This window comes from bacterium (genome assembly GCA_035454885.1).
GTDB lineage: Bacteria > UBA10199 > UBA10199 > JACPAL01.
This window is the reverse complement of the sequence record DATIGE010000081.1, coordinates 1-15,236: the sequence shown is the minus strand read 5'-3', so window position 1 is coordinate 15,236 and position 15,236 is coordinate 1. Positions and strand designations below refer to the sequence as shown.

The window sequence follows — 15,236 nt, the reverse complement described above, 5'->3', positions numbered from 1 at the left end:
CTGATCGTACGCCATGAACTTCGCCTTCCCCTTCGCCGCCAGCACCTTCGTGATCGCCGCCGTCAATGTCGTCTTCCCGTGGTCCACGTGCCCGATCGTCCCAACGTTCACGTGCGGCTTCGTTCGCTCGAATTTTTCTTTTGCCATAAGCCCTCCCGTTATCGTCCTTGCGACTTGGCGATGATTTCTTCCGCGATATTCTTAGGAACCGCTTCGTAATGCGAAAATTCCATCGTAAAAATGGCCCGTCCCTGGGTCATGGACCGCAGGTCGGTGGCATAACCGAACATGCGCGCGAGCGGAACCTCCGCATCAATGACCTGGGCGCCCAACCGAATCTCGGAATGAAGGATCTTGCCGCGCCGCGCGTTCAAATCCCCATGGACCGCGCCCAGATATTCCTCGGGGGCGGTCACCTCCAACTTCATGATGGGCTCCAGGAGAATGACGCCTGCTTTTTTGGCGGCTTCCTTGAAGCCGATGGCGCCCGCAAGCCGAAAGGCGATCTCGGAGGAATCGACTTCGTGAAAGGAACCATCGAAGAGGCTGGCCGAGACGTCGACCATGGGATAGCCGGCCAGAACACCGGTCTCCATGACTTCCTCAATCCCTTTTCTCACGGCCGGAATGAATTCTTTGGGAATCGCCCCGCCCACGATGTCGTCGACAAACTCAAATCCCGCTCCGCGCTCGCGCGGTGAGACGCGCAGCCAAACATGACCGAATTGGCCGCGGCCGCCCGTTTGACGGATATACTTGCCTTCCGACTCCGCCGAGGATTGAAGGGCCTCGCGGTAGGCCACCTGGGGCTTGCCGACATTCGCTCCGACCTTGAACTCGCGCATCAGCCGGTCGACGATGATTTCCAAATGGAGCTCGCCCATCCCGGAAATGATCGTCTGGGCCGTCTCGGGATCCACCTTGACCCGGAAAGAAGGATCCTCCGCGGCCAGCTTGGCGAGAGACCCCGAAAGTTTGTCCTGATCGGCCTTGGTCTTGGGCTCGATCGCCACTGAAATGACCGGATTCGGAAACTCCATGGACTCAAGGACGATCGGGTGATTCTCCTGACAGAGCGTGTCCCCCGTCACCGCGTGCTTCAACCCCACGACGGCCACGATGTCTCCCGCGCCGGCCCTCTCAACCTCTTCACGCTTGTTGGCATGCATCCGGAGGAGCCGGCTCACACGTTCCTTCCGGCCTTTCCCTGAATTGTAAACGTAGCTCCCGGCCTGCAATTCCCCCGAGTAGACGCGGACATAAGTCAGCGTTCCGACGAAAGGATCCGTGATGATCTTGAAGGCCAATCCCGCGAACGGCGCCGCGGGGTCCGCCTTGAGGGTCAACACCTTCTCCTTGTGGCCGGGCACCCATCCCTGGACGGCCGCGACATCGAGCGGAGACGGAAGAAACCGCGTGACACCATCGAGCAGGGGCTGCACGCCCTTGTTCTTGAAGGCCGAACCGCAGAACACCGGGGTGATCTTCATGGCGATCGTGGACCGCCGGGCCGCTCCGAGAATGTCCCCGGGCTGAATCGGGGTCCCATTCAGATACATCGACATCAAGACCTCGTCATGAGAACTGATCTCCTCGACCATTTTTTCCCGGTAGTCTTCGGCCAGCTTCCGAAGGTCTTGGGGCAAGTCTTCAACCGACACGTCGAGCCCCTGGGAGTCTTCCCCGAAATAGAGGGCCTTCATGGCGACCAGGTCGATGACCCCCCGAAAGGAATCCTCGGCGCCGATCGGAAGAGTGAACGGTACGGGATTGGCGCCCAAGCGGCTTCTCATCGAATCGACGCATTTGAAGAAATCCGCTCCGACGCGGTCCATCTTGTTGACGAAGGCGATGCGTGGAACGCCGTAACGATTCGCCTGCCGCCAGACGGTTTCGGACTGCGGCTGAACGCCGGCGACACCGCAGAACACGCCGACGGCGCCGTCTAAAACCCGGAGGGAGCGCTCAACCTCGATGGTGAAATCCACGTGGCCGGGCGTATCGATGATGTTGATGCAATGCCCCTTCCAGTAGCAGGTTGTCGCCGCGGACGTGATCGTAATGCCCCGTTCCTGCTCCTGAGGCATCCAATCCATGGTGGCCGTGCCTTCATCCACCTCACCGATCTTATGCGTAATGCCGGTGTAAAAGAGGATGCGCTCGGTGGTCGTCGTCTTGCCCGCATCGATGTGGGCAATGATCCCGATGTTCCGCGTCTTCTCGAGTTGTAACGACTCACGTGCCATAAAAAAACCAACCTCCCCTCACCCCTCCTTATGACGGAGGGGAATGGGGAGGTCCAATTTACCATCGATAATGCGCGAAGGCCCGGTTGGCTTCGGCCATCCGGTGAACGTCCTCGCGTTTCTTGATCGAACCACCGCGCTTCTGCTGGGCATCCAGGATCTCGCCCGCCAGCTTCTCTTCCATGGACTTTTCACCCCGCTCGCGTGCGAACAGGACCAGCCAGCGCAACCCCAGGGAAACCCTGCGCTCCGAGCGAACTTCCATGGGCACCTGGTAGGTAGCGCCGCCAACACGGCGGGACCGGACCTCCAGCAGAGGCTTGATGTTTTCGAGGGCCTCCTTGAAGATCTTCAGGGGGTCGTCCTTGGACTTTTCGCTGATCAAGTTGAAGGCATGATAGACGACGGATTCCGCCGCCGGCTTCTTGCCGTCCAGCATGATCTTGTTCACGAGCTTGGAGACGAGCTTGTCCTTATACTTGGGATCCGGCAGGATTTCGCGTCTGGATGGGGGTCCTTTTCTCGACATAAATTTTCCTACTTCGGCCTCTTGGCCCCGTACTTGGACCGGCTCTTGCGGCGCTTCTCGACGCCGGAGGCGTCCAGAGATCCGCGGACCATGTGATAGCGCACGCCAGGCAGATCCTTGACACGCCCCCCGCGCACGAGCACGACCGAGTGCTCTTGGAGGTTGTGCCCTTCGCCCGGGATATAGGCGGTGACCTCGATCCCGTTGGTGAGGCGCACGCGCGCGACCTTTCTGAGGGCCGAGTTCGGCTTCTTAGGCGTCGTCGTGTAGACGCGCACGCAGACCCCGCGCTTCTGGGGCGATCCCATCAGGGCGGGCGCGGTCGTCTTCCACCGCGGCTTTTGTCGTCCCTCTCGGACCAGTTGGTTAATCGTTGGCATACAATTCACTATCCCTTTGAAATCTCGCGGGTTTTAGCCCGGTTACCCCTTCTCGATAAAAAGGTCGCTTTTACTATCAGAAGCCCCTTGTCACTGTCAATGAAATCACACCGCTGGGAGGCTAGGCGGTCGCGCCTCTCACCATCTCCATCCCGGCGCCTTCCTCCTTGACCTCGATTTTCAGCTCCTTATACCGGCCCAAGCCCGTACCCGCCGGAATCAAGCGGCCCATGATCACGTTTTCCTTCAATCCCCTCAGATAATCGACCCGGCCCGAAACGGCGGCCTCGGTCAACACGCGCGTCGTTTCCTGGAAGGAAGCCGCCGAGATGAAGCTCTCGGTCGACAGGGATGCCTTCGTGATCCCGAGAAGCAGGGGCTCGCCGGCGGCCGGTTGTCCGCCCTTCTTCCGGACGCGCTCATTCTCTTCGTCAAAGACATGGCGATCCGCCTGTTCGTCGGCCAGGAACATCGTGTCCCCCGGATCCGAAATGCGGACCTTGCGCAGCATCTGCCGGACGATCGCCTCGATGTGCTTGTCGTTGATCTTGACGCCTTGCAGACGGTAGACTTCTTGGATTTCGTCGACGAGATACTTCGCCAGGGCCTTGACCCCGAGCACCTTCAGGATGTCGTGAGGATTCGCGGCGCCGTCCATGAGCGGCTCGCCGGCGCGGACGAAATCGCCCTCGTGGACGCCGATGTGCTTGCCGCGCGGGATCAGGTATTCCATCGGCTCTCCCACCTCCGGCTTCACGATGACCTTGCGCTTGCCCTTCGTGTCCTTGCCGAACGTCACATGACCGTCGATCTCGCTGATGATCGCGGTTTCCTTGGGCTTGCGGGCCTCGAAGAGCTCCGCCACGCGGGGCAGACCGCCGGTGATGTCCTTGGTCTTCGTCGTTTCACGCGGTATCTTGGAGAGGATGTCTCCGGCCTCGAGGGTTTGGCCTTCGGATACGGTGATATTGGCGCCGACCGGCAAGAGATAGCGCGCCTCGCGCTCGCTCCCCGGAATCTTGAGGGTCTTTCCGTGGCTGTCTTTGATCGAAACGCGGGGCCGCAGGTTCGGATCCTTTGAGATGGTGATGACCTTGCGGGAGAGGCCGGTCACCTCGTCCACCTGTTCTTGCATGGAAACGCCTTCCAAGACATCCCCGAACTTCACCGTGCCTCCCACCTCGGTCAAGATGGGCGTCGTGTACGGATCCCATTCGGCGAGCATCGCGCCTTTCTTGACCTTCTGACCGTCCTTGACGAGCAGTTTGGCGCCGTAAATGACCTGATATTTCTCGCGCTCGCGTCCTTCGTCGTCCATGAGGGCGATCTCGCCGTTCCGGTTCATGACGGTGAGCCCCTTCTCCTTGTTCACGACGGTCTTGAGATTGTGGAACTTCACGACGCCCTCGCTGCGCGCCTCCAGGGAGCTTTGCTCGACGCGCCGGGACGCCGCGCCGCCGATGTGGAAGGTCCGCATCGTGAGCTGAGTTCCAGGCTCGCCGATGGATTGGGCGGCGATGACGCCGACCGCCTCGCCGATGTTCACCATATGCCCCCGGGATAGGTCGCGACCGTAGCACTTGATGCAAACGCCGCGCCGGCTCACGCACGTGAGAACGGAACGGATCCTGACCTTTTCCAGTCCCGAATTTTCGACGCGCGCCAAATGCTCTTCCCGGATCTCTTCGCCGGCCGGAACGAGCATCTGGCCCGTGAACGGGTCCTTGATGTCTTCCAGGGCGACGCGTCCCAGAATGCGCGTTCCCATGGGCTCGATGATCTCGCCGCCCTCGACCAGGGCCCCGACCTCGATGCCGTCGACGGTCTCGCAGTCCTTTTCGAGAATCGTCACGTCCTGGGCGACGTCCACGAGGCGTCTCGTCAGATAACCGGAGTTGGCGGTTTTGAGCGCCGTATCGGCCAACCCCTTCCGCGCCCCGTGAGTGGAAATGAAGTACTGGAGGACGGTCAATCCCTCCCGGAAATTCGCCGTGATCGGCGTCTCGATGATTTCGCCGGAGGGTTTCGCCATCAATCCGCGCATGCCGGCCAGCTGACGCATCTGCTGGGCGGAACCTCTCGCTCCCGAGTCGGCCATGATGAAGATCGGGTTGAAGCTCAAGATCTCCTTCTTCTCGCCCTTTTCCCCTTCGATCACCTCGCGCGACATTTCGTTCAACATTTCGCGGGCGACCTCCTCGGTCGTCTGCGCCCAGATGTCGATGACTTTATTGTACTTTTCGCCTGAGGTGATGAGGCCGTCTTGATACTGGCTCTCGATGTCCCGGACTTCCTTATAGGCCCCGTCCAGGAGCTTCTGTTTGCCGGTCGGAATTTTCATGTCGCCGATCGACACGGAAATTCCGGCCTTCGCGGCCTGACGGTATCCGACGTCCTTCAGGTGGTCCGCCAAGAGCACGGTGGCCTTGTTGCCGGAGCGGCGGTAGCAATCCTCGATCAGGTCGGCGATGGACTTCTTGTCCATGACCTTGTTGATCATGTCGAAGGACATTTCCTCCGGAATGATTTCAAAGAGCAGGACGCGGCCGACGGTCGTGTCATAGCGCTTCCCGTTGATGCGGGCCTTGATCTTGGCGTGGAGATCCACTTCGCCGGCGTCATAGGCGATGCGCACCTCGTCCTGCGAGGAGAAGATTTTCCCTTCGCCGCGCGCGAAGGGGACTTCGCGCGTCATGTAATAGATGCCCAGAACCATGTCCTGGGACGGCACGATGATCGGCTTCCCGCTCGCCGGGGAGAGGATGTTGTTGGTGCTCATCATGAGAACCCGGGCCTCGATCTGCGCCTCCACGGCCAGAGGCACGTGAACGGCCATCTGGTCTCCGTCGAAATCGGCGTTGAAGGCCGTACAGACGAGCGGATGCAGCTGGATGGCCTTTCCCTCGATCAGGATCGGCTCGAAGGCCTGAATGCCCAACCGGTGCAGCGTGGGGGCGCGGTTCAGGAGGATCGGATGCTCTTGAATGACCTCTTCCAGCACGTCCCAAACCTCGGGGCGCTCCTTTTCGACCATCTTCTTGGCGCCCTTGATGGTCGAGACGAACCCCTTCTCCTCCAGCTTTTGGTAGATGAACGGCTTGAAGAGTTCGAGGGCCATGATCTTGGGGAGACCGGCCTGATGCAGACGGAGCTCGGGACCCACGACGATGACGGATCGGCCGGAATAGTCGACGCGCTTTCCGAGCAGATTTTGGCGGAAACGGCCTTGTTTGCCCTTCAGCATGTCGGAGAGGGAGCGCAAGGGGCGCTTGTTCGGGCCGGTGAAGACTTTGCCGCGCCGGCCGTTGTCGAAGAGGGCGTCGACGGCCTCCTGCAGCATCCTCTTCTCGTTCCGGATGATGATGTCCGGGGCGTTCAACTCCATCAGCCTCTTCAAACGGTTGTTCCGGTTGATGACGCGGCGGTAGAGGTCGTTCAGGTCGGACGTGGCAAAACGGCCGCCGTCCAGGGGGACCAGAGGCCTCAAGTCGGGCGGCAGGACGGGAATCACCTCCATCATGAGGCATTCGGGCTTGTTGCCCGAGTCGATAAAGGACTCGACGAGTTTGAGCCGCCGGGCCACCTTCTTTTTGGTCGCCTCCGACTTGGTGGCCCCCAGCTCCTTGCGCAGTTTTTTGGTCAAATCCTGAAGATCGATCTTCCTCAAGAGATCCCGCACGACCTCGCCCCCGATGCCCGCGCTGAATTTGTTGGCGAAGTCCGAGCGGAGCTTCTGGTACTTGGACTCGGGAACGACCTCCCCTTCCTTGAGTTCGGTATTGCCCGGGTCGGTGACGACGTAGGATTCGCAGTAGAGGACCTTTTCCAGGTCCTTGAGCGTCATGTCGAGAATCGTCCCGAGGCGGGACGGCAGGCTCTTCAAGAACCAGATGTGGGCGACCGGGGTCGCCAGGGTGATGTGCCCCATGCGCTCGCGGCGGACGCGGGACGAAATGACCTCGACCCCGCACTTTTCGCAGACGATCCCGCGGTGCTTCATGCGCTTGTACTTGCCGCAATTGCACTCGAAGTCCTTCACCGGGCCGAAGATCTTCGCGCAGAAAAGGCCGTCCCGTTCCGGCTTGAAGGTCCGGTAGTTGATCGTCTCGGGCTTTTTGACCTCGCCGTGGCTCCACTCCCGGATCTTATCCGGGGAGGCGATGGTGACGCGCACGCCCTTGTAGACGAAGGGATCCTTGGGTTTTTCGAAAAAGCTGAAGATATCCGTCATAGTTTTATCCTGTTATTCGGGCATTTCTTCCAAAAGATCGACGTTGAGACCAAGCGCCTGCAGTTCCTTCGTCAAAACCTTAAAGGACTCCGGAAGCCCGGGCTCGAATCCTTTTTCGCCCTTCACGATCATTTCATACATCCGGGTCCGGCCGATGACGTCGTCGGACTTGACGGTCAGGAACTCCTGTAGCGTAAAGGCCGCTCCATAGGCCTCCATCGCCCAGACTTCCATTTCTCCCAACCGTTGCCCGCCGAACTGGGCCTTGCCGCCGAGGGGCTGCTGGGTGACGAGCGAATAGGGGCCGATCGACCGCGCGTGGATCTTGTCGTCGACCAGGTGGTGCAGCTTGAGGACGTACATGACGCCGACGGTCACGTTGTGATCGAAGGCGTCGCCCGTGCGGCCGTCGAAGAGAACCGTCTGGCCGGTGGCCGGCAATTGCGCGATCCCCAGGGCTTCCTGGATTTCCTCCTCCTTCGCTCCGTCGAAGACGGGCGTCGCCAGGTGAACGCCGTTCCGGAGGACGGCGGCGAAGCGCTTCATCTCCTTTTCCGACATGTCGTCGAGCGCCTCGTCGAACTTCTTGGAGGAGTAGACCTTCCGTAAAATGGACTTGAGGGCTTCCTTGCTGTAGCCGGTGTCCAGCATTTCGCCGATCTTCTCGCCCATGCCCCGGGCCGCCCATCCCAGATGGGTTTCCAGAATCTGGCCCACGTTCATGCGGGACGGAACGCCCAGCGGGTTGAGAACGAGATCCACCGGAGTCCCGTCGGCGAGATACGGCATGTCCTCGGCGGGAAGGATCCGGGAGATGACGCCCTTGTTCCCGTGGCGCCCGGCCATCTTGTCGCCAACCGCCATCTTCCGCTTGATGGCCACGTAGACCTTGACGATCTTGATGACGCCCGGGGGAAGCTCGTCCCCCTTGTGGAGCTTGGAGACCTTCTGGTCGAACACCATCTTGACCAGCTCTTCCTGCTCTTCGAGGGTTTCGAGCATTTCGGCGACCTGCTCCTCGGCGTCCTCGTCCCCGATGCTGATCTCCGACCACTTGTCGTAAGGGATCGATTCGAGAACGGCGTCGGTGATCACCTTGCCCTTGGCGAGGAGGACCTTGTCGGTTTCCTCGTCCACGATCTTGGAGGTGGCCGCCTTGCCGACCAGCAGGGCCTTGAGCTTTTTCCTCATGCCCTCGCGGATGGCGCGAACCTCCTCCTCCCGGTCCTTCACGAACTTCTGCGTTTCCTTGTCCTGGATCTCCTTGGCCCGCTCGTCCAGGTCGGACCCTTCGCGGGAGAAGACCTGGGTGTTGATGACGGTGCCGAAGACGCCGGGGGGAACGCGCTGGGAGGTGTCCTTCACGTTGCCCGCCTTCTCGCCGAAGATCGCTCGAAGGAGCTTTTCCTCGGGAGAGAGCTGGGTCTCGCCCTGCGGCGTGATCTTGCCGACCAAAATATCGCCCGGCTTCACTTCGGCGCCGATGCGCACGATGCCGCCCTCGTCCAAATTGGCCAGGGCCTCGTCGCCCAGGTTCGGGATATCGCGCGTCATCTCTTCCTTGCCCAGCTTCGTGTCGCGGGCGACGCACTCAAACTCCTCGATGTGGATCGATGTGAAGACATCGTCCTTGACCAGACGTTCCGAGACCAGGATCGAATCCTCGAAGTTGTAGCCGCCCCAAGGCATGAAGGCGACGAGCACGTTCTGGCCCAGGGCCAGCTCCCCCAGTTCGGTCGCGGGACCGTCCGCGATCACGTCCCCGGCCTTGACCCGGTCGCCCTTCCGGACGATCGGTTTCTGATTCAGGCAGGTGTTCTGGTTGGACCGCTGGTACTTGGTGAGGTCGTAGACGTCGATCTCGGACTCGCCCGCCTTGCGGTTCACCTTGTCGGGCTTGACCACGATGCGCATCGCGTCGACCGAAGCCACCGAGCCGTCCCGGCGGGCGATCGCGGTCACGCCCGAGTCCCGGGCGACGATCCTCTCGAGACCGGTGCCGACCAGCGGCGCGGACGTCTTGATGAGGGGAACCGCCTGGCGCTGCATGTTGGATCCCATGAGGGCGCGGTTGGCGTCGTCGTGCTCGAGAAAGGGGATCAAACCCGCCGCGACGCTGACGAGCTGGTTGGGGGACACGTCCATCAGCTGGATCTCGGAGGGCGGCATCATCATGAATTCGCCCGTCTTGCGGCAGGAGACCAGGTCCGAGGTGAAATGCCCCTTCTTGTCCATGGCGGCGTTGGCCTGGGCGATGGTGTATTTTTCCTCTTCCAACGCCGAGAGATACACTACCTCCTGCGTGACGCGGCCGCTCTCGACCTTGCGATAGGGTGTCTCGATGAAACCGTACTCGTTCACGCGCGCGTAGGAGGACAACGACGCGATGAGGCCGATGTTCGGTCCTTCGGGCGTCTCAATCGGGCAGATCCGTCCGTAGTGCGTGGCGTGGACGTCGCGCACCTCGAAGCCGGCACGCTCGCGCGTGAGGCCGCCGGGCCCCAGGGCCGAAAGGCGGCGCTTGTGCGTGATTTCGGACAACGGGTTCGTCTGGTCCATGAACTGCGAGAGCTGCGACGATCCGAAAAACTCCTTGATGACGGCGCTGACCGGTTTGGGATTGATGAGGTCGTGCGGCATGAGGGTCTCGACGTCCTGGAGGCTCATGCGCTCCTTGACCGCCCGCTCCATGCGGACGAGCCCGATCCGGTACTGGTTTTCCAAGAGCTCGCCCACCGATCTCACGCGCCGGTTGCCCAGGTGGTCGATGTCGTCGATCTGGCCTTTTCCGTCCTTGAGGTTGCAGAGGTACTTCACGCATTCCAGGATGTCTTCCTTCCTCAGGGTCGTCACCTCGACGGGAACCTCGAAATTGAACTTGTGGTTGATCTTCAGCCGGCCGACCCGCGACAGGTCGTACTTTTCGGGATTGAAGAAGAGGTTGTCGAAGAATTTGCGGGCCGAATCCGGCGTCGGCGGATCGCCCGGGCGCAGGCGCTTGTAGATCTCCATCAGGGCTTCTTCCTGCGTGGCGATCTTGTCGATCGTGATCGTGTTGCGGATGTAGGGCCCGACGTTGAGATGATCGATGTAGAGGAGGTTGACGTGGTCGACCTTGCGCTTGCGGATCTCTTCGAGTTTTTCCTCGGTCAAGGCCTCGCCGCAGGCCAGCACGACCTCTCCGGTCCCCTTGTCGACGACGTCATGGGCCGAGACCCTCCCGATGATCTCCTCATCCTCGATGGGGATCTCCTTGATCCTGGCGGCGACGAGCTTCTCGACGATCACGCGGTTGAACTTCTTGCCGCCCTTGATGAGGACGTCGCCCGTCTTGGGGTTCTTAATGTCCTTGAACGCCCGCTGGTAGCGCAGCAGCTCGGGCACGACGTTCTTGTGGATCTTGTTGCCTTCGAACGTCACCTTTTCGCTCTGATAAAAATAGTTGAGCAGGTCTTCGACCGAATAGCCCAGGGCCTTCAGCAGGACGGTCGCGGGGATCTTCCGACGCCGGTCGATGCGGACATAGAGGATGTCCTTGGGATCGAACTCGAAATCCAGCCAGGAGCCGCGGTACGGGATGATGCGGGACGAATAGAGGAGTTTGCCCGAGGCGTGCGTCTTGCCTTTGTCGTGCTCGAAGAAGATGCCGGGGGAGCGGTGCAGCTGGGCCACGACCACGCGCTCGGTCCCGTTGATGATGAACGTCCCCGTTTCCGTCATCAGGGGGATTTCTCCGAAGTAAACCTCCTGCTCCTTCACGTCACGGATGGATTGGGCGCCGGTCTCGGCATCCACGTCCCACACGACCAGGCGGACGACGACGCGCATCGGCGCGGCGTAGGTCATGCCGCGCTGGCGGCATTCCGGAACGTCGTACTTGGGCTTGTCGAGGTGGTAATTGACGAACTCGAGTGAGGCCGTGTTGTTGAAATCGCGGATCGGAAAAACGCTCTTAAAGACGTTTTGCAGACCGCCCAGGCCCTTCTTTTCCGGGTCTTGGATGGACTGGAGAAAGTCACGATAGGATTTTTTCTGCATCTCGATGAGATTCGGTATGGGGATGATCTCATCGATCTTGGCGTAGCTTTTGCGCGAAATCCTGTCGTGAATGGTGATCGTCACAAGAGGCCTCCTCAATCAAAAGGGAAAGACCGGAAAGGACGCAAGTCCTCCCCGGTTCCCAAAAACGGGTCTTGGTTCTGACGTTCGCCGGCCAAGCCGGCGAGCCCGGCGAAGCCAGCAGCTGCCTGCTGGACCCCGCCCCTACTTGATCTCGACCTTGCCGCCCGCCTTTTCCAGAGTCTCCTTGAACTTCTGGGCGTCTTCCTTCGACACGCCCTCCTTCAAGGTCTTCGGGGCGGCTTCGACCAGATCCTTCGCCTCCTTGAGACCCAGACCCGTCAATGCGCGCACTTCCTTGATGACGTTGATCTTGTTGTCTCCGGCGGCGGCGAGGACGACGGTGAACTCGGTTTTCTCTTCAACCGCCGCGCCGGCCGCTCCTCCGGCCGCTCCGGCGACCACCATGGGCGCCGCGGCCGAAACGCCGAAGACCTGCTCGAGTTCCTTGACGAGCTCGGCCACTTCGAGAAGCGGCATCGCCTTGAGGGATTCCACGATGTCCGCACGACTTGCTGTTGCCATAACTGCCTCCTTAGAAATTCAATTATTGTTTCTTTTCCGAGATGGCCTTGAGCGCCAGGGCCAACTTCTGCGGGACCGCCTGCAGCACGCGCACCAAATTCGTGGCGGGGGCCTGCAACGTACCCAAAAACTTCGCGTACAATTCCTCTTTGGACGGCAGCTTCGAAAGGGCCTCGATCCCCTTCACGTCCAGAAGCCTCCCGCCCATGACGCCCGCCTTCACCTTGAAGGCCGGGAAGGTCTCCGCGTACTTGGTCACCACCTTGGAGAGGATCACGGGATCCTGATCGCTCGAGGCCACGCCGATAGGCCCCTTCAAATGACTTTCGAGAGCGGCCCAGTCGGTGCCCGCGATCGCCCGCTTGACGAACCGGTTCTTGATGACCTTGAAGCTCCCGGCGTTCTTCTTGAGCTCACGCCGGATCTCGGTGAGCTCGGAAACCTTGAGGCCCCGGTACTCCGCGATGATGATCGCCTTGGCGGCCTTCAACTTTTCCGAAAGGCCTTCGATGAGGACAGCCTTCTCGCTCTTTCTCATAAAAACACCCTTCTATTCGGCGATGGTCTGCAGATCGCCCGTATCGAGCTTGATCCCGGGCCCCATCGTCGTCGAGACCGTCACGCTGCGCAGGTAAGTCCCCTTGGAGGTCGAGGGTTTGGCCCGCAGGATCGACTCCAAGAGGGCCACGATGTTGTCCTTGAGCTTGTCCTTGCCGAAGGAAGCCTTGCCGACGGGGACGTGAACGTTCGAGCCCTTGTCCACCTTATATTCCACCTGGCCGGCCTTGACGTCCTTGACCGCCTTGGCCAAATCGAAGGTGACCGTTCCCAGCTTGGGATTCGGCATCAATCCCCGGGGCCCCAGGACCTTGCCGAGACGGCTCACCACGCCCATCATGTCGGGGGTCGCGATCGCCTTGTCGAACTCGAGCCACCCCTTGTCGATCTTCTCGATCAAATCCTCGGCCCCGACCTCGTCCGCTCCGGCCTCCCTGGCTTCCTTCTGCTTGTCGCCCTTGGCGAACACGACGACGCGGATCTTCTTGCCCAAACCGTGCGGCAGGGCCGCGATGCCGCGCACCATCTGATCGCCTTGCTTCGGATCGACTCCCAAACGCACGGCCACATCGACCGTCTCGTCCCACTTGGCGCACTTGGTTTCACCCAACAAACCCAAGGCGTCGTCCAAACGGTAACGCTTCGTCCGATCCACCTTGGCCAACGCCGTTTTATATTTTTTTCCAGGCATACCTTATAAGAAGGGCGAACACGGGGTTCGCCCCTACCCCTTTATATCGACCCCCATGCTGCGCGCCGTGCCCTCGACCGTCCGCATGGCGGCTTCCAGGGAGTTGACGTTCAAATCCGTCATTTTCTGCTTTGCGATCTCCGTCACCTGCGCCTTGCTCAAGGCCCCCACCTTTTCCCGGTTCGGGTTGGAGGACCCTTTGGCCAGTCCGATCGCCTTCTTGATCAAAATCGAGACCGGCGGGGTCTTCATGATGAAGGTGAAGGAACGATCCTGATAGACGGTGAGAATGACGGGTATGATCAGGCCCTGCTCCGTCTTCTGGGTCTTGGCGTTGAATTGCTTGCAAAACTCCATGATATTCACGCCGTGCTGACCCAAGGCGGGACCGATGGGAGGGGCCGGATTGGCTTGTCCCGCGGGCACTTGCAGCTTGACTTGGGCCTGAATTTTCTTCGGTGGTGCCATAGAAAAATCTCTTTAAAATCAAAGGTCGCGCTTTAAAGCATAGTCTTTAATTCTTTTCAACCTGAATAAAATCCAGTTCGACCGGCGTCGAGCGGCCGAAAATACTGACCAGAACCTTGACCTTGCCCTTCTCCGGCTTCACGTCGTCGACGATCCCGTTGAAATTCGTGAAAGGCCCGTCGATCACCCGTACGCTCTCGCCCTTTTCAAAGGTCACCTTCGGCTTCGGCCGGAGCGTCCCTTCGCTGATCTGCCGGGTGATCCTTTGCACCTCTTCGTCGGGCACGACCGGTGGTGTCTTCGTGCCGCCGACGAAGCCCGTCACCTTGGGAACGCTCTTGATCAGGTGCCAAGTTTCGTCGTCGAGCTCCATCCTCACGAGGAGGTACCCGGGGAATATCTTGCGGGAGGTGGTCTTCTTCACGCCCTTTTTCATCTCGACCACGCTCTCGGAAGGGATCAGCACCTCGGTGATGACCCCCTGCTTGCCCATGGCCTTGACCTTCTCCTCCAAGGCCTTCTTGGCCTTTTGCTCGAAACCCGAGTAGGTGTGAACGACATACCAATGTTGCGCCATACGAACAAATCTCCCGAATCTTTGACTGCTAGAACGCCAGTAGCCCCTTCATCGCCATCCGCCAAATCTGGTCGATGACAAACAGGATCGCCGTCGCGATGCCGATGAGGACAATCACGACGCCCGCCGAAGAGACAGTCTCTTTCCGCACCGGCCAGGTGACTTTGGACAATTCCAAAACCACTTCATTGAAGAAAACATTCGCCCTTTGGTAGCGGCGCCCCCACAAGGCCAGACCGGCGACGGCTGCAAATGCCAAAATCTGCGCCGGCTCCAGCGGCCAATCCTCATTGACCGGCAGTCTCGCCAATCCCCAAAGCGACCCCAAAAGCTGGTTCAGGAACAAGAAACCCAGCACAGCGGCCACCAACAAGCCCAGATTGACCCATTTCTGCGTCTGCATCATCGAAGAACCTCAACCTCGTTTCGTCCCATCCTGCCTCCTCAGCAGGGGAGACAGGATTCGAACCTGCGACCCCCGGTTTTGGAGACCGGTGCTCTACCAACTGAGCTACTCCCCTACAGGGGAGGCAGGATTCGCACCGGCGACTACTTGGTCTCCTTGTGCGGCGTGTGCTTCCGGCAGAACCGGCAGAACTTCTTCATCTCCAGCTTGCCCTGGGTCTTCGTGCGGTTCTTGGTCGTCGAGTAATTCCGGCGCTTGCATTCGCCGCATTCCATTTGGATAATTGTGCGCATAAACTCCTCTGCGGGCGATCACAAGGATCGCCCCTACATCATTCAATGACCTCCGCCACGACGCCGGCCCCGACGGTATGCCCGCCTTCCCGGATCGCGAACCTCAGCTCCTTGTCCATCGCGATCGGCGTGATCAGCTCCACTTCCATCGTCACTCGGTCCCCGGGCATCACCATCTCCACTCCCGCGGGCAACGTGCACACGCCCGTCACG

The 15,236-nt window shown here is 60.2% G+C and carries 14 protein-coding genes and 1 tRNA gene; all 15 read right to left on the bottom strand.

Features of this window, described 5'->3' with window-relative positions; genetic code table 11:
- On the bottom strand, window positions 1–147 hold a 147-nt coding region (locus VLJ37_12950; GenBank protein HSA60580.1), incomplete at its 3' end, for a GTP-binding protein.
- 11 nt (window positions 148–158) lie between these two features.
- On the bottom strand, window positions 159–2,246 hold the full coding sequence (fusA, locus tag VLJ37_12945; protein HSA60579.1) for an elongation factor G: 2,088 nt from the start codon (window positions 2,244–2,246) through the stop codon (window positions 159–161).
- 58 nt (window positions 2,247–2,304) lie between these two features.
- Window positions 2,305–2,775 carry a 30S ribosomal protein S7 gene (gene rpsG, locus VLJ37_12940; protein ID HSA60578.1) on the bottom strand — a complete coding sequence of 157 codons (471 nt, stop codon included), beginning with the start codon at window positions 2,773–2,775 and terminating at the stop codon, window positions 2,305–2,307.
- 8 nt (window positions 2,776–2,783) lie between these two features.
- The gene (rpsL, locus tag VLJ37_12935) at window positions 2,784–3,155 is read right to left on the bottom strand and encodes a 30S ribosomal protein S12 (protein HSA60577.1); all 372 of its coding nucleotides are present in this window, start codon (window positions 3,153–3,155) and stop codon (window positions 2,784–2,786) included.
- A 121-nt stretch (window positions 3,156–3,276) separates the two neighbouring features.
- Window positions 3,277–7,386 (bottom strand): DNA-directed RNA polymerase subunit beta', encoded by a 4,110-nt coding sequence (rpoC, locus tag VLJ37_12930; protein ID HSA60576.1) that lies wholly within the window; start codon window positions 7,384–7,386, stop codon window positions 3,277–3,279.
- Window positions 7,387–7,398: 12 nt separating this feature from the next.
- Window positions 7,399–11,508 (bottom strand): DNA-directed RNA polymerase subunit beta, encoded by a 4,110-nt coding sequence (rpoB, locus tag VLJ37_12925; GenBank protein HSA60575.1) that lies wholly within the window; start codon window positions 11,506–11,508, stop codon window positions 7,399–7,401.
- Between the two features lie 141 nt (window positions 11,509–11,649).
- Window positions 11,650–12,030 (bottom strand): 50S ribosomal protein L7/L12, encoded by a 381-nt coding sequence (gene rplL, locus VLJ37_12920; protein HSA60574.1) that lies wholly within the window; start codon window positions 12,028–12,030, stop codon window positions 11,650–11,652.
- 22 nt (window positions 12,031–12,052) lie between these two features.
- The gene (gene rplJ / locus VLJ37_12915; GenBank protein ID HSA60573.1) at window positions 12,053–12,568 is read right to left on the bottom strand and encodes a 50S ribosomal protein L10; all 516 of its coding nucleotides are present in this window, start codon (window positions 12,566–12,568) and stop codon (window positions 12,053–12,055) included.
- A gap of 12 nt (window positions 12,569–12,580) precedes the next feature.
- The gene (rplA, locus tag VLJ37_12910) at window positions 12,581–13,279 is read right to left on the bottom strand and encodes a 50S ribosomal protein L1 (GenBank protein HSA60572.1); all 699 of its coding nucleotides are present in this window, start codon (window positions 13,277–13,279) and stop codon (window positions 12,581–12,583) included.
- 33 nt (window positions 13,280–13,312) lie between these two features.
- Window positions 13,313–13,747 carry a 50S ribosomal protein L11 gene (rplK, locus tag VLJ37_12905; protein ID HSA60571.1) on the bottom strand — a complete coding sequence of 145 codons (435 nt, stop codon included), beginning with the start codon at window positions 13,745–13,747 and terminating at the stop codon, window positions 13,313–13,315.
- A 46-nt stretch (window positions 13,748–13,793) separates the two neighbouring features.
- A complete protein-coding gene (nusG, locus tag VLJ37_12900; GenBank protein ID HSA60570.1) occupies window positions 13,794–14,324 on the bottom strand; it encodes a transcription termination/antitermination protein NusG in 531 nt (176 codons plus the stop codon).
- 28 nt (window positions 14,325–14,352) lie between these two features.
- The gene (gene secE / locus VLJ37_12895; GenBank protein HSA60569.1) at window positions 14,353–14,730 is read right to left on the bottom strand and encodes a preprotein translocase subunit SecE; all 378 of its coding nucleotides are present in this window, start codon (window positions 14,728–14,730) and stop codon (window positions 14,353–14,355) included.
- A 42-nt stretch (window positions 14,731–14,772) separates the two neighbouring features.
- Window positions 14,773–14,845, bottom strand: a tRNA-Trp gene (locus VLJ37_12890).
- Between the two features lie 28 nt (window positions 14,846–14,873).
- Window positions 14,874–15,023 carry a 50S ribosomal protein L33 gene (gene rpmG, locus VLJ37_12885; protein ID HSA60568.1) on the bottom strand — a complete coding sequence of 50 codons (150 nt, stop codon included), beginning with the start codon at window positions 15,021–15,023 and terminating at the stop codon, window positions 14,874–14,876.
- Window positions 15,024–15,061: 38 nt separating this feature from the next.
- Window positions 15,062–15,236: elongation factor Tu (locus VLJ37_12880; protein HSA60567.1), on the bottom strand; the 175-nt coding region annotated here is incomplete at its 5' end.